Genomic DNA, 21,542 nt, shown 5'->3' on the forward strand with positions numbered 1-21,542 from the left:
GCTTACTCCATCATCTTCTCGATTGGCAGCACCAGAATGGAGCTCGCACCCAAGGCCTTCAGTTTTTCCATGGTTTCCCAAAACAGGTTCTCGGTACTGACCAAGTGAACAGCGACACGTTGTTTGTCGTGTGCAAGAGGCAAAATAGTTGGGTCTTCTGCGCCTGGCAGCAATTCAACGACTTGCTCCAAGGTCTCGCTTGGCGCGTGAAGCATGATGTATTTTGATTCTTTAGCTTGGATAACGCCTTTGATACGGGTCAGCAGGCGTTCAATTAGTGCAGTTTTGTCTGCATCGAACTCACCTATGCGCTGAATAAGTACCGCTTTAGAGCGGAAGATAACTTCTGCTTCTTTTAGGCCGTTGGCTTCAAGCGTTGCACCTGTAGACACCAGGTCACAGATAGCATCCGCAAGACCAGCGCGCGGCGCGACTTCAACAGAGCCGTTCAACATACAAGTGCTGAATTTAACGTCTTGTTTGTCGAGATAATCTTTGAGGATATTTGGATAAGTCGTGGCAATACGCTTGCCAGCTAGATCCTGTGGGCCGTTGTAAGTTTTGTCTTTATCGATAGCCACAGACAGGCGGCAGCCACCAAAGTCGAGACGACGAAGCTTCACGTACTCGTTTGGCTCGCCCAGTGCAACGCGCTCTAAACGCACTTCTTCGAGTTCGTTTTCGCCGATAACACCTAAGTCAACCACACCATCCATGATGAGGCCTGGGATATCGTCGTCACGTACTAGCAGCAAATCGATTGGCATATTCTCGGCGTGAACGATCAGACGGTCGCCGGAAAAGTTAATTTTCACACCGCATCGCTTGAGCAGTTCGTGACACTCTTTCGCAAGGCGGCCTTTTTTCTGAATGGCAATTCTTAGACGTTCTGTTTGCATGATCTATTCCCTGTATCTTTTTCGCAATGACGACTTCCCGTTTCCTTGAAGTGTCATCGCAATTTTTTGAATCCTAAAAGTAAAAACCCCCGGAAGGTTCGCTTCCGGGGGTCTGAATCTTGTGTTCGCTTTGATGACCGGTGGAAGAACCTTACTCCTTGTCTTCCAGTCGAAACCACATCTCCCGAAAGACTAGTCAGGATGATGATGGTGATGAATGGTCATGAGCGATTTTTGCATATTTTTGTTCTCTAAATGCTGTAACGACTTAACGTTTGCTTGGCATCAACACTAACAAACTCTTTAAATATTGCAACAAGAAATTTGCGTGTTTAGAGAATTCAGTACTGGCTAAATACTAAACGTTCAAAAAAGAAGAAGTAATGAATGATAAGGGTGGAGTACAACCGAGAAACTTTGTTGCATCAATTATTAAAAATACCGGAGATAAGGCTCTTTAGTTTCTTACTGGATAAGAGGTGCTATTACGATGGTGTTACACGTAAATATCTAACAATCCGTCACTTTTCTTGTTCTCGTCCTCCGCATGATCATTTTCCTGCTTTTCGTCATGCTGTTTTTGACGTGCAGGCTTTTGCTGCTGCTGTTTAGTTTTTTCCTGTTTAACGACATTATTCACTTTTTGGGGCGAATAGTCGGAGATATTGGGGAACCCAGTCATATTACTGCTCCTTGATTGTTCCCCCCTTATATCGGCTTAGAGCCAAAAGGCTTGATAGTTTTTTAACCGCAGCACTTCTTGTGTTTTTTTCCGCTACCGCATGGGCATGGGTCATTACGCCCGACTTTCTCAGCCTTCGGGTATTCACCGTCGATGTAATACCAAAGTGTCTCGCCATCCTTTACTTCGGTGACGAAACGAGATTTCTCGTGCAGGCAATATTGTTTATCAGCGTCTTTGTAATGGGCTTTGAATTCAATGAAACCTTGTTTTCCACCCGGATCAACTGAGCTTGATAGCACTTCCAGCATCAACCATTCGCTGTTAACCGAATCTGCAATGGCGTCACGATGTTGCTCCGCGCCACAAGAGGGATGATAGGTTTTCACCACATAATCAACCAGCCCCTTTACGTGTGCTGAGTAGCGAGAACGCATCAGCTTTTCTGGATGGTCGGCATTGGCGTGATTTTGATGAATTGGCTCACAACATTCGCTGTAAGGTTTTTGGCTGCCACAAGGGCAAAGCGCTGTTGTCATAGCTAGAAACCGCGTTGAATAAATAACGGCGGTATTGTCCAAGTGAGTGTGAAGTGAGTCAAGGTGAAGTGCCGACCCAGACCGCGATAAAAACGGTCTGGGGAAAGGCGAGAAATCAGAAGGCGTGCAAGTACCAATCGTATTCGAGCGCAGTAACGTGCTGCTCAAACTCTTCAAGCTCTTTTTCTTTGCAGGTGACGAACACGTCTACAAAGTCCGTACCAAGGAACTGTCGCATGGCTTCAGAAGCTGAGAGTTCACGTAAGGCATCGCGAAGGTTGGTAGGCAGTGGCTTGTTATCCAAGTCGTAAGCATTACCGACCACAGGTTCGGAAGGTTCGATTTTGTTGTCGAGGCCATACATGATGGATGCCAGCAAAGCTGCCATCATCAGGTATGGGTTGGCATCTGTTCCTGCTACACGGTGTTCGATGCGCGTCGCAGCCGGCACATCCCCCGGAATACGAAGGGCCGTGGTACGGTTTTCGATGCCCCAGGTTGCCGCGTTCGGCACATAAAAATCTGGGGCAAAGCGGCGGTATGAGTTGATGTTGGGACACATAATTGCGAGGTATTGCGGCATAAGTTCCAACATACCACCCAGCGCGTGGCGCAGCGTGTCGGTCATGTCACCTTCTTCTTGAGGCTCGAACACATTGTTGCCATCATCATCCAGAAGACTGATATGAAGGTGCATGCCATTGCCTGCCTGATCTGCATAGGGCTTGGCCATAAAGGTGGTATCGAGATCGTTGTCGTGCGCGACTTGCTTAATAACACGCTTGAGTAAGATGGAATGATCACAGGCAGCGAGGGCGTCATCCGTGTGCTTAAGGTTAATTTCAAATTGGCCGGGTGCAGATTCCGCGACAATAGTATCTGCCGGTAAACCTTGTTCTCGGGCGGCTTCGATGATTTGAGTAAGAAGCTCTGCGTATTCATCCAGTTCATCGAGTGAATAAACCTGGGTGTTTTCAGGCCGCTTGCCAGTGATCGGCGATACAGGAGGAAGAGGAGCGCTGCCGGGTGTCTTACTGTCAATTAGGTAGAATTCGAGCTCGTATGCCGAAACGGGTGTCAGACCACGGGCTTTAAACTGACGGACGATACGGCGTAAAATCATCCGCGGGTCAGCGAAGAGTGGTGTTTCCTTGTCTTCGTACATTTCCAACATTAACTGGGCGATAGGGCGCTTTTGCCAAGGCTGTCGGGTAAGTGAGCCTGCCACGGGATAGCAAATGGCGTCAGATTCGCCAATTTCGAGCCCGAGCCCAGTTTCTTCAACAGGCGTGCCTTTAATATTCATTCCATAAATAGAAATTGGCAGAGCAATCCCCTGTTCGTAGGCTTTTTGAAGTTTATCCTTCTCTACGCGCTTGCCGCGCACGATGCCATTCATGTCGAGTAAGAGCAAATCGACAAACTCGATATCTGGATTCTTCGCAAGGAATTCAATGGCCTCGTTAGAATCCGGTAACTTTGCATCTTCGGGTACAAACATTTCCCTGTCTGTTTGATATCGCATGAAACACCTACCTGAGTGTAAATTATATCAATCACCTCGTTATGTAGTTCTGAGTGAATAGTAAAGCCTTGATTATGTCAACAACGTTTCACTTCACAAAACCTCTGTTCTTACTGCAAATCAATACGATAAGCTTCGAAAGAACATAAGGTTATCGATGTTGATAAAATGATAAATAAATAGATCGTTTTTGTTGCTTGTGTCACTTGCGTAATTTATTTTTAACGTGTAGCGTGAAAAAAAACGAACGCATAGCATACTGATAGTAGGTAGTGATTTGCTTTGAGATTCGGCTAGAAATGCAGAGGAAGATATGGAGTATTCAACTATCCCAATGATTGGCGTGACAGGATGTACCTCTCAGCTTGGTCTGCATCCCTTCCATATTGTTGGTGACAAGTACGTCAGAAGCGTGTCGGATGCCATGGGCGCTTGCCCTCTGGTCATTCCTGCGTTAGGACAGGACTTGCCGATGAAACGTCTGCTGGCGTCATTAGATGGCATTCTGTTCACTGGCTCTCCATCCAATATCGAACCTCATCATTACCAGGGGGCACCTAGCGAAGCAGGTACTGATCACGACCCAGCACGCGATGCAACCACCTTGCCAATGCTTGCTTTAGCCATAGAGTTTGGGGTTCCTGTACTTGCTATATGCCGTGGTTTTCAGGAACTCAATGTCGTCATGGGCGGCACTCTGCATCAAAAACTTCATGAGGTGGGCGGATACATCGAACACCGCGAAGACAAAATGGCTTCCGTTGATATCCAATACGGCATTTCTCACACCATTAACATCGAACCTGGGGGGCTTCTCTACGAGGCTTGGGGTCGCACCTCTGCTGACGTGAACTCTGTCCATACCCAGGGCATCGACAGACTAGGCAAAGGACTGCGACCAGAAGCGTACGCCCCGGACGGACTGATAGAGGCTGTCTCTGTCATCGATGCAAAAAATTTCGCCTTAGGTGTTCAGTGGCATCCTGAGTGGAAGGTCACGAATAATCCTTTTTATTCAGCTATCTTCGATATGTTTGGGGAAGCCTGCCGAATAAGGGCGAATCAGCGTGAGAAAGAATATGGACAAGCTTAAGAAGTGGTTGAAAGAAAACGAGATTACGGAAGTTGAGTGCGTTGTCAGCGACTTGTCAGGCATTGCGCGTGGGAAGATTGCGCCAGTCGATAAGTTCATTAATGAAGGCGAAATGCGCCTTCCAGAGAGTGTTTTGTTGCAAACTGTGACGGGTGACTATGTAGATGATGATATCTACTACGCGCTGCTTGATGAAGCAGATATCGATTTTATCTGTAAGCCGGATGAAGACGCCCTCTACCTCCTGCCATGGACAGTCGAGAAAACTGCGCAAATCATTCATGACACCTTCGACAAGATGGGGAATCCTATTGAGCTGACACCACGCAACGTGTTGAAAAAGGTACTGAAGCTCTATGAAGAGAAAAACTGGAAACCCGTTGTCGCACCGGAGATGGAGTTCTATCTGACAGCACGCTGCGAAGACCCTGATTTACCCCTCGAGCCGCCGATTGGCCGTTCCGGTCGCATGGAAACAGGGCGTCAGTCCTTCTCTATCGATGCGGCGAACGAGTTCGATCCGCTGTTTGAGGATATGTATGAATGGTGTGAAACACAGGGACTCGTCATCGATACCTTGATCCATGAAGAAGGTGTTGCTCAGATGGAAATCAATTTCCGTCATGGTGACCCTTTGGTTCTTGCGGATCAGGTGTTCCTCTTTAAACGCACTCTGCGTGAAGCCGCGCTTAAGCATCAAGTGGTGGCGACCTTCATGTCTAAGCCTATTACTGACGAACCGGGCAGTGCAATGCATCTGCATCAGAGCATTGTTGATGCCAAAACGGGCAAGAATGTGTTTACCAATGAAGATGGCACCAGCTCTTCACTCTTTTATGGCCACATTGCCGGCCTTCAGCAGTTCATACCTGAAATGCTGCCTATGTTCGCCCCGAACGTGAATTCGTTCCGCCGATTCCTGCCAGACACCTCAGCACCGGTAAATGTGGAGTGGGGTGAAGAAAACCGTACCTGCGGTCTTCGTGTGCCGAGCTGTTCACCACAGTCGCGTCGAGTTGAAAACCGCCTGCCTGGTGCAGATGCCAACAGCTATCTTGCTATTGCTGCAAGTCTGTTGTGCGGTTACATCGGTATGGTTCGAGACCTAAAACCTACGCCTCCGGCACAGGGGCGTGGTTATGAAATCCGGAGCCCGGTACTGCCTTACACACTCGAAGCAGCGCTTGAGATGATGGAAAACTGCGATGAGGTAGCTGAATACCTTGGTGAGTCCTTTGCCCGTGGGTATATCGCAGTGAAGCGCAAAGAGCAGGAAAACTTCAAGCGAGTCATCAGCTCATGGGAGCGGGAGTTCCTGTTATTGACTGTTTAATGTGAATCCCATCTGATTCGATTACTCATTGTTTTACAAGGGAGACAACCAAAAAGGTTGCCAGTATTTCAAACTTCAAGGATGTGGAGGTCAGAATGACACACGTCGTACAACACCCAGATACCCAAACGCTACAAGCATTGGATAACGCTCATTATCTTCATCCATTCAGCGATCATAAAACGTTGAGGGAAAAAGGAGCGCGTATGATAGTTCGCGCTCAGGGCGTGTATATCTGGGACAGCGATGGCAACCGTATTCTTGATGGTATGGCAGGGCTTTGGTGTACCAATATTGGTTATGGCGAAAAGCGTCTTGCAGATGCAGCTCACCGCCAAATGCTAGAGCTCCCTTACTACAACAGTTTCTTCCAATGTGCCCACCCACCTGTGGTTGAGTTGGCTAAAGAGATTGCAGAGCTCGCACCGGATCACATGAACCAGGTGTTCTTTACTGGGTCAGGCTCTGAATCCAATGACACTGTACTGCGCATGGTTCGACACTATTGGACACTGAAAGGCCAGCCTGAAAAATTCACTATCATTGGCCGTCACAATGGTTATCACGGCTCTACTGTCGCGGGTGCAAGCCTTGGGGGCATGAAAGCGATGCACAAGCAGGGTGGCCTTCCTATCCCGGGCATTCACCATATTCCACAGCCCTATTGGTTTGGTGAAGGGGGCGACCTGACGCCTGAAGAATTTGGCGTGAAAGCGGCGCAAGAGCTCGAAAAAGCGATTCTGGAAATCGGTGAAGACAAGGTTGCCGCTTTTATCGCTGAGCCTATTCAAGGCGCTGGTGGTGTTGTCATTCCGCCCTCGACTTATTGGCCGGAAATTAATCGTATTCTTGCGAAGTACGACATCCTAATGATTGCGGACGAGGTGATATGTGGATTTGGCCGAACCGGTGAATGGTTCGGTAGCCAGACTTTTGATATCAAGCCCGACTTTATGCCGATTGCGAAAGGCATGACTTCCGGTTACATCCCCATGGGTGGTGTGATTGTCAGCGACCGCATTGCCAATGCATTCGAAGAGAAAGGCGGAGACTTTAACCACGGTTACACCTATTCCGGTCACCCGGTTGCAGCCGCAGTGGCGCTGGAAAACCTTAAGGTGATGAAAGAGAAAAATCTGGTTCAGTATGTGAAGGAAGATATTGGACCTTACCTGCAGTCCCTGTGGCAAACGCTGGCTGAACACCCTCTGGTCGGTGAAGCACGCGGTGTTGGTTTAGTGGCGGCGATTGAGCTAGTTCAGGACAAAGCAACCCGTCAACGTTTTGATGAGGAAGTCGGCATCGGTGGAATCTGCCGGGATATTAGCGTGGAAAATGGCCTTGTGATGCGTGCCTGTGGCGACACCATGATTATCAGCCCACCATTAGTTATCACCCGAGCTGAGGTGGATGAGCTTATCCATAAGGCCAAGCTGGCATTGGATCTCACGCAGCAGGTACTGACAGACAAGGGTTTGCTCTAACCCGCAAAGAATTGAACTCTGCTGGCACTTAAGAACAAGAGACCCAAGTGCCGGCAAGCCATCAAAACCAGAGCCAAAGATCAGAAGGTCTTTTCTGGTTTGGACATTGGAATGTAGTAACGCGCTCGAGGGGAATCGAGCCAAAAGGAGAAAACATGAAGATGGTAATCCGCAACAAAGTTTCTGCCGTGCTATTGGCAGGATTGATGGTTTCAACCGGGCTGCAGGCTGAAGAAATCCTACGAATCTACAATTGGAGTGACTATATCGCGGAAGACACGATAGAAAACTTCGAAAAAGAAACGGGCATCAAGGTCACATACGACGTTTACGACAGCAACGATGTGCTGGAAGCTAAGCTGCTTTCCGGTAACTCAGGTTACGATCTCGTCGTGCCGTCGAATAACTTCCTTGCCAAGCAAATCAAAGCGGGTGCTTTCCAGCCTCTGGATAAGAGTCTTTTGACCAATAGTGGCAATCTGGACCAGAAGCTAATGAAGCGCCTTGAAATGGCAGATCCGGGTAACCAATACGCAATCCCTTACATGTGGGGCACTAATGGCATTGGCTACAACGTCGATAAAGTAAAAGAGCGTTTGGGCGATGATATCCCAGAAAACAAGCTGGACTTACTGCTGGACGCTAAATACGCAGCTAAACTTCAGGATTGTGGTATTGCAGTCGTAGATTCTGCCGACGAGGTGATGCCTCAGGTGCTGCAATATATTGGTAAAGATCCTAACTCCACCAATAAAGGCGATTACAAGGAAGCGGGTAAAGCGCTGGCGAAAATCCGCCCTTACGTGACCTACTTCCACTCATCCCGCTACATCACCGATTTAGCCAACGGCGATATTTGTTTGGCTTACGGCTTCTCCGGTGATATTTTCCAGGCGGCTTATCGTGCAGAAGAAGCAGGCAATGGCCAGGTGATTGACTACTCGATTCCAAGCAAAGGTGCGCAGCTTTGGTTCGACATGATGGCGATTCCGGCTGATGCGAAAAATGCCAAAAATGCCCATGCCTTTATGAACTACATCATGCGTCCCGAGGTTATTGCGCCAATCACTGATTACGTAGCCTATGCGAACCCAAATCCAGCCTCAAACAAGTTGGTTGACCCAGAAGTTCTAAATAACCCTTCTATTTATCCGCCTCAGGAAGTGATGAACAAGCTCTTTGTCTCTGAAGTGCTTCCGCTGAAAATCAGCCGCACATCCAACCGTACCTGGACACGCATGAAAACAGGCCAGTAATGGCTTAGAGAGGGAGCTGAGGACTTAGCTCCCTGTTTTCGAGTGTTTCAGGAAGCCACAGGGAGGATGAAATGGTGACCAGCAACTCTAACGGAAACGGTAACGACACGCTTAAGCCGGAGCTGTTGAAAATTGATCGTGTCAGCAAGCTTTATGGCGATGTCCGCGCAGTGGATGATGTTTCCTTAACGATCGAAAAAGGCGAGATTTTCTCCTTACTGGGAGGCTCTGGCTCTGGGAAATCGACCTTGCTTCGTATGTTGGCGGGTTTTGAAACTCCGTCGAGCGGACGCATCTATCTCGATGGAGAAGACATTACTGATATGGCGCCCTATGACAGGCCCATCAACATGATGTTCCAGTCGTACGCTTTATTTCCTCATATGACGGTTGAGCAGAATATCGCGTTTGGTCTGAAGCAGGACAAGCTCAAAAAAGCCGATATTCAAGAGCGTGTTCAAGAAATGTTGAAACTGGTGCATATGGAGCAATATGCCAAGCGTAAGCCGCACCAATTGTCAGGTGGTCAGCGTCAGCGTGTGGCGTTGGCCCGATCTTTGGCGAAACGCCCAAAACTCTTGCTGCTTGATGAGCCGATGGGTGCGCTGGACAAGAAACTACGCAACCAGATGCAACTGGAAGTAGTAGATATTCTGGAGCGTGTTGGTGTGACCTGTGTGATGGTGACCCACGATCAGGAAGAAGCCATGACGATGGCAGGGCGCATTGCCATCATGCATGAAGGCTGGATTGCCCAAACTGGCACACCCACAGATATTTACGAGTCACCAAACAGCTGCATGATTGCCGAATTCATTGGTTCGGTGAACCTGTTTGAAGGCGAAATCGTGGTGGATGAAACCGATCACTGTGTCATTTCGTCCAGCGACACAGCGCAACAAATCTACGTGGGGCACGGTGTGGCAACCAACGTGGAAGACAGAAAAGTGTGGTTAGCAGTTCGCCCTGAAAAAGCTTTTATTAGCCGAGAGCAACCGGACGGTGAATATAATTGGTCGAAGGGCACAGTACATGACATCGCCTACCTTGGCGGTACTTCCATGTACTATGTGAAGTTACCGAGCAACAAAGTGGTGATGTGCAGTATGGCCAATGTTTCCCGCCATCAGGATCGCCCCACTTGGGATGACGAGGTGTTCATCAGCTGGGAGGCCACCGGTGGTGTGGTATTACGCGTATGACGACCTTGACGAACGCCCAGACGAAAACGCCAGCACCAAGCAAAGCGCCGCACAAAAATAAGATGTTGTTTCCCAAGGGGCGGCACATCACCATGGGTATTCCTTACCTCTGGCTGCTGCTCTTTTTTGCTGTGCCATTCCTTATCGTATTCAAAATCAGTTTTTCGATGGCTGCGTTGGCCATTCCTCCCTACGAAGCCATTGTTGCTTACGTAGATGAAGTCATAGAAATTACCCTGAATCTCGAGAACTACTTGCGGATTTTGGACGATGATCTCTATTACCTTGCCTATCTGAGTTCGGTAAAAATCGCTTTTGTATCAACGCTAGGCTGTTTGCTTTTGGGTTACCCCATGGCGTATGCGATTGCCCGCGCGCCAGCGAGAATGCAAACCGTATTGTTGCTACTGATCATGCTGCCATCCTGGACCTCTTTCCTGATCCGCGTATACGCCTGGATGGGGCTACTCAGCAACACGGGGATCATTAACAACACCCTGATGTGGCTTGGCGTGATTTCTGAGCCAATTCAGATCCTGAATACTAACACTGCGGTTTATATTGGTATTGTTTATACCTATCTACCATTTATGGTGCTTCCGCTATACGCCAATCTGGTGAAGCTGGATGGCAGCTTACTGGAAGCCGCAGCAGACCTCGGCTCGCGCAACTTCAACACCTTCTGGAAAGTGACCTTACCGCTGTCAAAAGGTGGAATTATCGCAGGCTCCATGTTGGTGTTTATTCCTGTGGTGGGTGAAGTGGTGATCCCAGAACTTCTGGGTGGCCCGGAAACCCTGATGATAGGTAAAGTGCTGTGGCAGGAGTTTTTTAATAACCGTGACTGGCCGGTTGCCTCGGCGTTGGCGATTGTGATGCTGCTTTTGCTCATCATCCCGATCACGCTATTCCACCATTATCAGTCCAAGGACATGGAGGCTGACCGATGAAACGCTGGCAATTTTCGACGGTCATGCTTTGGGTAGGCTTGGTTTTTCTTTACCTGCCCATGCTGATCCTGGTGATTTACTCATTTAATGCATCCAAGCTGGTCACCGTCTGGGGTGGGTTTTCGCCCAAATGGTATGCCGCGCTGTTCAAAGACGAACAAATCCTGCAAGCGGTTTGGACCAGTCTCCGGATTGCTTTCTATAGTTCTACGATGGCGGTGATCATCGGCACGTTAGCAGCCTTCGTGATGACGCGGTTTCGACGTTCATGGGGACGATTAACACTCTCCAATATGATTACTGCACCGCTCGTTATGCCAGACGTCATTATCGGCTTGTCACTGCTGCTTTTGTTTGTGCAAATGGGCGACCTGTTTGGTTGGCCTGCAGAGCGCGGGATGACCACGGTATGGATTGCACATTCCACTTTCTGTGCTGCTTATGTCGCAGTGGTGGTCTCATCAAGGCTCAGGGAACTCGACTTTTCGATTGAAGAAGCGGGGATGGATTTGGGCGCAACGCCGTTCAAAGTCTTCTTTGTGATCACTGTGCCCATGATTGCCCCTGCGCTGGTGGCGGGATGGCTGCTGAGCTTTAGCCTCTCTCTCGACGACTTGGTCATCGCGAGCTTTGTCTCGGGGCCGGGTTCTACCACCTTGCCTATGGTGGTTTTTTCCTCGGTCAGGCTTGGTGTATCACCAAAAATCAATGCGCTTGCCACCATCATCATTCTGATTGTTTCTCTGTTTGCGTTTTTGTCTTGGTACGTGGCACGCCGCGCAGAGCAAAAATCGCTGGAAGACATGAAGCGGCTCAATCAAGAGATTCAGGAATAGGATTGTCATCATGGAACAAGCCAGTTCAATTCAGAACCCACAAAACCAGATTCAACAAACTAGGTTGGAGGCCAGCCAAGCTCATGCGCCGTCATATTATGCGGCGTCGGCTAACGCTTCACCGATGCGTGAAGTACTGAAGGAAGACATAACAGCGGATATTTGTATCGTCGGCGCGGGTTATACAGGGCTTTCTTCGGCGCTGCATCTGTTGGAAGTGGGTTTCAATGTCGTAGTGTTGGAAGCGTCTAAAGTCGGATGGGGCGCATCTGGCCGTAACGGTGGCCAGATTGTGAATAGCTTCAGCCGTGACATTGATGTGATTGAGAAAACCGTCGGTAAGGAAAAAATTGGCCTGTTTGGCGAGATGGCCTTTGAAGGCGGAAAAATCATTCGCGAGCGCGTAGAAAAATATCACATCCAGTGCGATCTAAAAGATGGCGGTGTGTTTGCTGCACTCAATGCCAAGCAGATGCATGAGCTCGAAAGCCAGAAAGTGCTGTGGGAGCGATACGGTAACAACCAACTTGAAATGCTCAGCGACAGAGATATACGTTCAGTGGTCGATACTGAGTGTTATGTTGGTGGTCTGCTGGACAAATCCGGTGGTCATATTCATCCGTTGAATCTCGCTCTTGGTGAGGCTGCAGCGGTGGAGAGCCTGGGCGGAAAAATCTACGAACACTCGCCAGTCGTGAACATTCAACGAGGTGAACCGGCGAAAGTGGTGACTGAGCAAGGCTCGGTGACGGCTTCTTTTGTGATTGTGGCGGGCAATGCTTACCTTGGTAACCTGATGCCAGAGCTTCGCGCTAAATCTATGCCCTGTGGAACGCAAGTCATTGCCACCGAACCCCTATCGGATGAACTGGCGCAAAGCTTACTGCCGCAGGATTATTGTGTGGAAGACTGTAACTACCTTCTCGACTACTTCAGGCTTTCCGGTGACAAGCGACTGATTTATGGCGGTGGTGTGGTTTATGGAGCGCGTGACCCAGCTGACATAGATGCGATTATCCGGCCGAAAATGCTGAAGACTTTCCCTCAGCTTGGCAGTGTGAAAATTGATTACCGCTGGACGGGTAACTTCCTGATGACCTTGTCTCGTTTACCGCAGGTGGGGCGTATTGGCAGCAATATCTACTACTCACAGGGCTGCAGTGGTCATGGTGTTACCTATACCCACTTGGCGGGAAGATTGATGTCGGAAGTGCTGAAAGGACAGGCAGAGCGCTTTGATGCCTTCGCTGATTTGCCGCACTTACCGTTTCCTGGTGGTCACTTGCTGAGTGTGCCGTTCTCGGCGTTGGGAGCCTGGTATTACACCGTGCGGGACAAATTTGGCATTTAGCTGATAGCAAAACGCCCGATATCCGGGCGTTTGGTAAAACGGGTTTGTAGGCTCAGAAGTTGGCAGGCGTAGTCGCACTGAACAGACGGCAAATTGACTCGAATGGGTTGGAAAAGCGGTGCGGACGGTTACTGTCAAAGTAATAGCTGTCACCGACTTCCAGAACGAAAATATCGTCACCAACGGTAAGTTCGAGTTTACCTTCAACCACCAGGCCAGCTTCTTCACCTTCATGCTGGAGCATCTCTTCACCAGAATGCCCGCCTGGCGGATAGGTTTCAGAAAGTACTGATATAGCGCGGTTAGGGAATTCTTTCCCAATCAGCTTCATTGAGACAGAGTCGTCGCCGATTTCGAGCAAGTCTTGCTGGCGATATATGACGGGTGCAGATTCAGTTTGACCAATGTCAGCAGAGAAGAACTCAACCAGAGACATGGGAATGCCGGACAATACTTTTTTCAGAGAACTGACGGAGGGACTGACACTGTTTTTCTCAATCATCGAGATGGTACTGTTGGTCACGCCTGCGCGTTTAGCGAGTTCGCGTTGCGATAATCCGCGACTTTTTCTAACGGCCTTGAGGTTTGCACCAATGTCCAATGTTCGATTCTCCCTGCTTGAATTGGGTTTTTATAAGCGTGCCCAATCACTGTAATAGATTTTGAACAAGCAATCCTACTTTCACTGGGGCAGTAATCAAGCATTTTGTGATGTTATCGTCATTATGTAAAAAATATAAATCAACAATACGTAGTGAATTATGCATATTATTGAATAATATCTTTCTTTGATAAAACCGGTTAATTGGCTTGAGTAAAGCTTATCTCATTCTTCAGACGGAGTGATGTTCAGGTATTGAGCAGCAAACAAAGCGTATATTTTTTGCTTCACTACGACGATGAAAATACGATAGTCTTTGTTAATTATATTTTACAAAGGATGTAAGGCATGGCGCATACACCATCAAATCTCCCCCATACCTCCTCTTTTTACGCGGCAACGGCAAAGTATCCGCAACGCTATCCGGTTCTGACTGAATCTATCAGCGTGGATGTTTGTATAGTTGGTGGTGGCTTTAGTGGTGTGAACAGTGCGATTGAGCTTGCACAACTCGGCTATTCAGTGGCTATTCTGGAAGCTAATAAGATTGGGTGGGGTGCGTCAGGTCGAAATGGTGGCGAATTGATCCGTGGTATTGGTCATGGCATCGATCAGTTCACCAACCAGATAGGTAAAGAAGGTGTCGCCGCCATCAGTCAAATGGGATTGGAAGCGGTGCAGATCGTTAAAGATCGCGTGGAAGCGTTCAGCATCGATTGCGATCTGACGATGGGATATTGCGATCTGGCGATGAAACCTTCCCACATGAAAGAGCTTCAGGAAGATTTTGATGATCTGAGCTCAAACCAGTATCCCCATGAAATCCGCATGCTTGAAAAAGCAGATCTTGCGGAAGTGATTGGGTCCGACCGATATATTGGTGGCATGCTGGATATGGGCAGTGGACATTTACACCCTTTGAACTTGGTAACAGGAGAAGCGGCAGCAGCAGCGAGCCTTGGTGTCCAGTTGTTTGAAGATAGCGCAGCCACTGAAATAGTCAAAGGTCAAAAGCCGGTCGTGAAAACGGCGCAAGGGCAGGTAACCTGTAGCTATCTGCTGCTGGCCGGTAACGCTTATATCGGCCACAAGCTGGAACCCTATATTGGCGGAAAGGTGCTCCCAGCGGGCAGCTACCTTATTGCTACTGAGCCGCTGAATGTCGAGCAGGTCAACAGCACCATTCCAAAGAACATGGCTTTCGCTGATCTCAGCATTGCGCTCGATTACTACCACTTGTCCGGTGACAACCGATTACTGTTCGGTGGGTTGTGTACCTATTCTGGAAAAGATCCGAAAGACATTACCGGAGCCTTACTGCCAAATCTTGAGCGGGTATTTCCTCAACTGAAAGGCGTGGGTATCGATTTTGAATGGGGTGGCATGATAGGGATTGGTGCTAACCGTCTTCCACAAATTGGCCGATTGCCGGATGCCCCCAATATCTTCTATGCACAGGCATATTCCGGTCACGGCGTAAATGCTACGCATATGGCGGGTAAAGTTATTGCAGAAGCGATTTCAGGCACCGCAGAACGGTTTGATGTATTTGCTAAAGTGAAGCACATGACCTTCCCGGGTGGTCCTCTGTTACGTTCGCCTTTATTGGCGATCGGCATGACTTATCACCGCCTAAAAGAAGCACTGCAATAAACCTCATACTTAAATCATCCGTAGAAAGCGTCTCAAGCTTAAGCCTGAGGCGCTTTGTTATCTTTTATGCCCTGTTCCGGTCTTGTCTATGAATGTTAGCGTTAGCTAAATGATTTGAAGCACATAATAAACAACCGGGAGACGGAAATGGCAGGGAAAAGAAGCAAAGTTACCTTCCTGAGTAAGGGGCTTGAGCTGGCTGGGATGTTAGAGACACCAGAGCAAAATGCGAGGGGTTATGCGTTGTTTGCCCACTGCTTTACTTGTGGTAAAGACGTCGCTGCAGCCTCCCGTATTTCACGTGCGTTAGTGAACATTGGTTTTGCAGTATTCCGTTTTGACTTCACAGGGTTGGGCGGGAGTGATGGTGACTTTGCCAACACCAATTTTTCTTCCAACGTTGACGATTTGGTGGCGGCGGCAGATTTCCTGCGGGAGAACAATGAAGCACCGCTATTGTTGATTGGTCACAGCTTAGGGGGCCGTGCGGTGCTGTCGGCCGCGCACCGTATTCCAGAAGTATCGGCAGTTGCCACCATTGGCGCGCCAGCTGACGCTGAACATGTGTCCAAGCAGTTTGCTGCCCATGTGGAAAAAATTGAGGCCGAAGGTGAAGCAGAGCTTTCTTTGGCTGGTCGTCCTTTCACTATCAAAAAGCAGTTCCTTGATGATATCCGAGCTGACAACGATGATATTGAAAACCTGCGCGTACCGCTGCTGGTGATGCATTCGCCTATCGACAACGTTGTGTTGATCAAAGAGGCAGAGAAAATATATACCCGTGCCAAACACCCAAAGAGCTTTGTCACCCTTGATAGTGCTGGCCACTTGCTGACCAATAAAGACGATGCCCAGTATGTGGCTGAGCTTATTGCTGCCTGGTCTCATCGTTACATAGACAGAGCTGCGCCGGTCAAAGAGGTTGAAGAGGGCGTGAAGCGCGGTGAAGTGCTTGTGCATGAGCATAACAAGCAATTTACCCGGACTATACAAACAGACCATCACCAGTGGTTTGCCGATGAACCCGTTGATTACAGTGGCGATAACCTTGGTCCCGACCCATACGAGCACGTGCTGGCTGGTTTAGGTGCTTGTACCTCCATGACGCTGCGCATGTATGCCAACCGTAAAAAGCTGCCACTGGAAGATGTGAAAGTGACGCTGTCGCATAGTCGTCAGCACGGTGAAGATTGCGAGCATTGTGATGAAAACAACGCGAAGGTGGAGGTCATGTCTCGTGAAATCGAGCTTTTTGGCGACTTAACCGATGAAGAACGTCAGCGCTTGCTTGAGATTGCGGATAAATGTCCGGTACACAAAACGCTGGAAGGTAAGATTGTTATCACTACCGAACTGAAAGATAAGTAATACGGCTTCGGTAAATAAAAAAGACCAGCTCATCGAGCCGGTCTTTTTTATCTGATTTAGAAAATTGTCAGATCAAAGCGCAATCCAGGTGGCTTTCACTTCTGTGTATTTCTCGAACGCATGAAGTGATTTATCGCGGCCATTGCCTGATTGCTTGTAGCCACCAAATGGCGCTGTCATATCACCGCCATCGTAGTGGTTAATCCACACCATACCAGTGCGCAGCGCTTTCGCGGTTTTGTGTGCTTTGCCGATGTCAGATGTCCATACCGCAGAAGCAAGGCCATAATCGGTATCGTTGGCAATCGCGACTGCTTGCTCGGGTGTGTCGAAGGTGATCACCGACAATACAGGGCCGAAGATCTCTTCGCGGGCAATCGCCATCTCATTGTTCACATTATCGAACACCGTGGGTTCGACAAATAAACCACCGGTTTCTGCCATGACACGGCTGCCGCCACACACCATCTTGGCACCTCCTTGGGCACCTTTATCAATATAGGTCAGCACGGTATCAAGCTGTTGTTGGTCAACCACTGCACCGACCTGAGTTTCCGGGTCGAGCGGATGCCCTGGCTGCCAGCCTTTCAGGTTTTCGACGACCTTTTCGATGAAGACATCTTTGATGGACGCTTCCACCAATAGCCGTGAGCCCGCTGTACAGACTTCGCCTTGATTGAAAGCAATGGCGGACGCAGCGGCAGAGGCTGCAGCGTCTAAATCCGGTGCATCAGCAAAGACGATATTCGGGCTCTTACCCCCCGCTTCCAGCCAGACACGTTTCATGTTCGACTCGCCAGCGTAAATCATCAGTTGTTTGGCGATTTTGGTCGAGCCCGTGAACACCAGAGTATCAACATCCATGTGCAGTGCGAGCGCTTTGCCCACTGTGTGCCCAAAACCAGGGAGTACATTCAGCACGCCTTTTGGCATACCTGCCTCAATGGCAAGTTCGCCAAGACGGATGGCGGTGAGTGGTGATTTCTCTGAAGGTTTAAGTACGACAGAATTGCCAGAGGCGAGGGCAGGGCCAAGCTTCCAACAGGCCATCAGCATAGGGAAGTTCCAGGGCACGATAGCGGCCACAACGCCCACAGGTTCACGGGTGACCATGCCGATTTCATTGTGCGGCGTAGGAGCGAGTTCATCGTAAATCTTGTCGACCGCTTCGCCTGACCAACGAATAGCACGGGCGGCGCCGTTCACATCAACCGCTTTGGAATACCGGATAGGTTTGCCCATGTCCAGTGTTTCCAGGAGTGCCAGTTCGTCGCCGTTTTCTTCTATTAATTCCGCAAAACGGATCACGATTTTTTTACGCTCTGCAGGAGGAAGGTGAGCCCATACACCAGACTCAAACGTTGCACGGGCATTGCTGACAGCGTGGTTGGCGTCAGCAAGATCGCAACTGGCAACATCGGCCAGCACACGACCATCGACCGGACTGATGCAGGCAAAAGTCTCTCCAGAAACCGCATCGCGGTATTCACCATCGATGAATGCCTGTCCTTTAATTGTTATAGATTGTGCGAGTGCATCCCAGTCTTGACGAGACTTGTGCGAAGTCATAGCAGCCCCTTTTTCCTTTTATGTGCGATGAATGTGGTCACTGTGCACCATTTCAAAATATTTTACAATTGACGTAATTTGTTCTTTAGATATTGAACAAAACACGTTTACTGTTCGTTATATTTGACATAGTATTGCAAATATTAGCCGCTAGGCAACATCTTGTTAACAACGCAAGCAAGGATATCGGACTATGGCAGTGAACAAACCACAGAGTGAAGGAGCGCGTTTGGACAACTTCTGGATGCCTTTCACCGCAAACCGTCAGTACAAAACCACGCCACGCTTACTCGCTAGAGCAGAAGGCATGTATTACACCGACGTTGAAGGCAATCCGGTGCTGGATTCTACTGCCGGACTGTGGTGTTGTAACGCTGGTCATAGCCGTCAGCAAATCACTGATGCAGTGAGCAAGCAGATTAAAGAGCTCGACTATGCGCCGACATTCCAGATGGGGCACCCGCTTCCGTTTGAACTCGCAGAACGTCTGGCAGAACTGGCACCCGCTGATCTGAACCGTGTGTTTTTTACCAATTCAGGTTCTGAGTCTGCCGATACGGCGTTGAAAATTGCACTGGCTTACCAACGCGCTCGTGGTCATGCTAACCGGACTATGTTTATTGGCCGCGAGCAGGGTTATCACGGGACCTGCTTCGGCGGTATCTCTGTCGGCGGCATGGTGAACAACCGCAAAGCGTTTAACAGTCAGTTGCTGCCGAGTGTTGCTCATCTCCCACATACTTTGGATATTGAGCGAAATGCCTTTTCTAAAGGCCTACCCGAACACGGTATCGAGCGTGCTGAAGTGCTGGAGCAGTTGATTGCCCTGCACGGTGCCGAAAACATAGCGGCAGTGATGGTTGAGCCAATGTCAGGCTCGGGTGGTGTTATTCTTCCACCGAAAGGCTACCTAAAACGTCTTCGTGAAATCACCTCCAAACATGACATTCTGCTGATCTTTGATGAAGTGATCACAGGCTTCGGCCGCGTGGGCGATGCTTTTGCTTCGCAGCGCTGGGATGTCACTCCAGACATTATTACCACGGCGAAAGCGCTAACCAATGGCGCGATCCCAATGGGGGCTGTTCTGGTGAGTGACCGTATTTACGATGCCTGTATGAACGCAGCGCCGGAAGACACTATCGAACTTTTCCACGGTTATACCTATTCCGGTCACCCTGTTGCGGCAGCAGCGGCGTTGGCGTCTCTGGATGTTTATCGTGATGAGAATCTGTTTGAGCGTGCAAGGCAACTGGAAACCGAATGGGAAGAGGCACTGCATTCGCTCGATAATTTGCCGAATGTGATTGATGTTCGAAACACAGGTTTAATTGCCGGTATTCAGTTTGCACCAAGCACTGAGGGTATTGGCAAGCGTGGCTATGACATTTTTACGCGCTGTTTCTACGATGGTCTGTTAGTTCGCGCTTCGGGCGACATCATTGCTATGTCACCGCCACTTATCATGGAATCTAAACACATCGATCAGATGGTTAGCACGCTGGAACGCGCCATCAAGCAAGCGATTTAACTTCAAGGGGATATAAGGATATGTCTGTAACGCACTACATTGATGGCAAATACACAGTGGAAAGCGAGCGCAAACAAGCGCTGTTCAACCCAGCGACAGGCGAGCAAAGTGGCCAAGTCTCTTTGGCATCAGTTGCCGAAACCGAAGCTGCAATTGCTTATGCCAAAGCGGCTTTTCCAGCATGGTCTGAAATGTCGCCACTTCGCCGTGCCCGTGTGATGTTTAAGTTCAAGGCGTTGGTAGAAGAAAACATCGACGAGCTCGCTGCCCTCATCACCAAAGAGCACGGGAAGGTACTGGATGATGCAAAGGGCGAGCTGACCCGTGGTCTGGAAGTGGTGGAATTTGCATGCGGTATTCCGCATTTGTTGAAAGGTGAGATGACAGAGCAAATTGGCTCAGGCATTGACGCCTGGTCACTCAATCAGCCTTTGGGTGTGGTGGCAGGTATTTCGCCGTTCAACTTCCCGGTGATGGTGCCGATGTGGATGTTCCCGATTGCCATTGCCTGTGGTAACACCTTTGTGATGAAACCTTCGGAAAAGGATCCAAGTTCAACGCTACGTATCGCAGAGCTGCTGACTAAAGCGGGTTTGCCAGATGGCGTATTTAATGTGGTCAATGGGGACAAAGAAGCAGTAGATGTGTTGCTGACTCACCCAGATGTGCAAGCGGTCAGCTTTGTGGGTTCCACGCCGATTGCAGAATATATCTATAGTACGGCATCGGCGCACGGTAAGCGCGTTCAGGCATTGGGCGGCGCGAAAAACCATATGGTGGTGATGCCAGATGCAGACTTGGATCAGGCGGTTGCGGCGTTGATGGGTGCAGCTTATGGTTCTGCCGGCGAGCGTTGTATGGCAATTTCTGTCGCAGTTGCCGTCGGTAATGTTGCAGATGCCCTAATTGAAAAACTGACGCCAAAAGTCCGAGAGCTTCGTGTTGGTAATGGCGTGATGGAAGGCATGGAAATGGGGCCTTTGGTGACGAAAGAACACCTGAGCAAAGTGGAAGGCTATGTGGCAAAAGGCGTGGAAGAAGGCGCGGATCTGATTGTAGACGGGCGAGGCATTGAGGCTGAAGGTGGAGACGGCTACTTCTTGGGCGGTTGTCTGTTCGACAACGTCACGCCGGAGATGACCATCTACCGCGATGAAATATTTGGTCCGGTTTTATCCGTCGTTCGCGTGCCTGATTATGCGACAGCGGTGAAGCTGATCAACGAACATGAATTTGGTAACGGTACGGCAATCTTCACCCAAAATGGTGATGCAGCCCGCCAGTTCTGCCATGAAATTCAGGTAGGTATGGTTGGCGTGAATGTGCCTATCCCAGTACCAATGGCATTCCACAGCTTTGGCGGTTGGAAGCGTTCGCTGTTTGGTTCGCTGCATGTGCACGGTCCCGATGGTGTGCGTTTCTACACTAGACGCAAGGCGATCACAGCGCGATGGCCAACTGGACTCAGGGCAAACGCCGATTTTATTATGCCAACCATGAAATAATGGCAATATGCCTGAAAGAAAAAAGGAACCGAACGGTTCCTTTTTTCATGTGGAGTACTGATACCAATCGTAGTAAATATCTACTCATCCTAGCTTGTTAAAATGTTTGATAACTGCGTTGAAAAATTTGATTGTAGAATAACTACTTATCGAAATTTTCCGCCT

The 21,542-nt window shown here is 49.2% G+C and carries 18 protein-coding genes and 1 other annotated feature; of the genes, 12 read left to right on the forward strand and 6 right to left on the reverse strand.

The genetic code is table 11. From position 1 onward, the window contains the following. Window positions 1–2 precede the first annotated feature (2 nt). From hisG to VP504_RS16890, 4 genes are all read right to left on the reverse strand, one after another. Complete coding sequence (gene hisG / locus VP504_RS16875) at window positions 3–899, reverse strand: ATP phosphoribosyltransferase (protein WP_325892186.1); 897 nt, start codon at window positions 897–899, stop codon at window positions 3–5. 77 nt (window positions 900–976) lie between these two features. Beyond that, window positions 977–1,116, reverse strand: a sequence feature (His leader region). A gap of 279 nt (window positions 1,117–1,395) precedes the next feature. Beyond that, window positions 1,396–1,581, reverse strand: a complete 186-nt coding sequence (locus VP504_RS16880) for a hypothetical protein (protein WP_325892187.1) — start codon at window positions 1,579–1,581, stop codon at window positions 1,396–1,398. A gap of 62 nt (window positions 1,582–1,643) precedes the next feature. Next, the gene (locus VP504_RS16885) at window positions 1,644–2,120 is read right to left on the reverse strand and encodes a YchJ family metal-binding protein (RefSeq protein WP_062705014.1); all 477 of its coding nucleotides are present in this window, start codon (window positions 2,118–2,120) and stop codon (window positions 1,644–1,646) included. Window positions 2,121–2,235: 115 nt separating this feature from the next. After that, complete coding sequence (locus VP504_RS16890) at window positions 2,236–3,645, reverse strand: glutamine synthetase family protein (protein ID WP_325892188.1); 1,410 nt, start codon at window positions 3,643–3,645, stop codon at window positions 2,236–2,238. A gap of 313 nt (window positions 3,646–3,958) precedes the next feature. Here VP504_RS16890 and VP504_RS16895 point away from each other — a divergent pair, with 313 nt between their 5' ends. From VP504_RS16895 to VP504_RS16930, 8 genes are all read left to right on the forward strand, one after another. Next, window positions 3,959–4,738 carry a gamma-glutamyl-gamma-aminobutyrate hydrolase family protein gene (locus VP504_RS16895; protein WP_325892189.1) on the forward strand — a complete coding sequence of 260 codons (780 nt, stop codon included), beginning with the start codon at window positions 3,959–3,961 and terminating at the stop codon, window positions 4,736–4,738. Beyond that, on the forward strand, window positions 4,725–6,071 hold the full coding sequence (locus tag VP504_RS16900; protein WP_062705021.1) for a glutamine synthetase family protein: 1,347 nt from the start codon (window positions 4,725–4,727) through the stop codon (window positions 6,069–6,071). Before VP504_RS16895 ends, VP504_RS16900 begins: the two co-directional genes overlap by 14 nt. Window positions 6,072–6,166: 95 nt before the next feature. Then, window positions 6,167–7,555, forward strand: a complete 1,389-nt coding sequence (locus VP504_RS16905; RefSeq protein WP_325892191.1) for an aspartate aminotransferase family protein — start codon at window positions 6,167–6,169, stop codon at window positions 7,553–7,555. 155 nt (window positions 7,556–7,710) lie between these two features. Continuing rightward, window positions 7,711–8,811 (forward strand): polyamine ABC transporter substrate-binding protein, encoded by a 1,101-nt coding sequence (locus VP504_RS16910; protein ID WP_325892193.1) that lies wholly within the window; start codon window positions 7,711–7,713, stop codon window positions 8,809–8,811. 71 nt (window positions 8,812–8,882) lie between these two features. After that, on the forward strand, window positions 8,883–10,013 hold the full coding sequence (locus VP504_RS16915) for an ABC transporter ATP-binding protein (protein ID WP_325892195.1): 1,131 nt from the start codon (window positions 8,883–8,885) through the stop codon (window positions 10,011–10,013). A gap of 92 nt (window positions 10,014–10,105) precedes the next feature. Continuing rightward, on the forward strand, window positions 10,106–10,963 hold the full coding sequence (locus VP504_RS16920; protein ID WP_442788917.1) for an ABC transporter permease subunit: 858 nt from the start codon (window positions 10,106–10,108) through the stop codon (window positions 10,961–10,963). Further along, window positions 10,960–11,799 (forward strand): ABC transporter permease subunit, encoded by an 840-nt coding sequence (locus tag VP504_RS16925; RefSeq protein ID WP_325892197.1) that lies wholly within the window; start codon window positions 10,960–10,962, stop codon window positions 11,797–11,799. Before VP504_RS16920 ends, VP504_RS16925 begins: the two co-directional genes overlap by 4 nt. Before the next feature lie 124 nt (window positions 11,800–11,923). Then, entirely contained in the window at window positions 11,924–13,150 is a 1,227-nt protein-coding gene (locus tag VP504_RS16930) for an NAD(P)/FAD-dependent oxidoreductase (RefSeq protein WP_325894076.1), read from the forward strand. Between the two features lie 52 nt (window positions 13,151–13,202). Here VP504_RS16930 and VP504_RS16935 read toward each other — a convergent pair whose 3' ends face one another. Continuing rightward, complete coding sequence (locus tag VP504_RS16935) at window positions 13,203–13,751, reverse strand: cupin domain-containing protein (RefSeq protein WP_062705035.1); 549 nt, start codon at window positions 13,749–13,751, stop codon at window positions 13,203–13,205. A gap of 348 nt (window positions 13,752–14,099) precedes the next feature. Between VP504_RS16935 and VP504_RS16940 the strand changes: the two genes are divergently transcribed. Together VP504_RS16940 and VP504_RS16945 are read left to right on the forward strand one after the other, a co-directional pair. Then, window positions 14,100–15,404, forward strand: coding sequence for an NAD(P)/FAD-dependent oxidoreductase (locus tag VP504_RS16940; protein ID WP_325892198.1), 1,305 nt, complete (start codon window positions 14,100–14,102; stop codon window positions 15,402–15,404). Between the two features lie 147 nt (window positions 15,405–15,551). Next, window positions 15,552–16,772, forward strand: a complete 1,221-nt coding sequence (locus tag VP504_RS16945; RefSeq protein WP_325892199.1) for a bifunctional alpha/beta hydrolase/OsmC family protein — start codon at window positions 15,552–15,554, stop codon at window positions 16,770–16,772. A 72-nt stretch (window positions 16,773–16,844) separates the two neighbouring features. Here the strand turns inward: VP504_RS16945 and VP504_RS16950 are convergent, their stop codons facing one another. Further along, window positions 16,845–18,341, reverse strand: coding sequence for an aldehyde dehydrogenase (locus VP504_RS16950; RefSeq protein WP_325892200.1), 1,497 nt, complete (start codon window positions 18,339–18,341; stop codon window positions 16,845–16,847). Between the two features lie 193 nt (window positions 18,342–18,534). Between VP504_RS16950 and VP504_RS16955 the strand changes: the two genes are divergently transcribed. Then, window positions 18,535–19,872, forward strand: coding sequence for an aspartate aminotransferase family protein (locus VP504_RS16955; RefSeq protein WP_325892201.1), 1,338 nt, complete (start codon window positions 18,535–18,537; stop codon window positions 19,870–19,872). Between the two features lie 20 nt (window positions 19,873–19,892). Beyond that, window positions 19,893–21,377 (forward strand): CoA-acylating methylmalonate-semialdehyde dehydrogenase, encoded by a 1,485-nt coding sequence (locus VP504_RS16960; protein WP_325892202.1) that lies wholly within the window; start codon window positions 19,893–19,895, stop codon window positions 21,375–21,377. Window positions 21,378–21,542: the final 165 nt, after the last annotated feature.

Source organism: Grimontia sp. NTOU-MAR1 (assembly GCF_035758505.1).
Classification (GTDB): domain Bacteria; phylum Pseudomonadota; class Gammaproteobacteria; order Enterobacterales; family Vibrionaceae; genus Enterovibrio; species Enterovibrio marinus.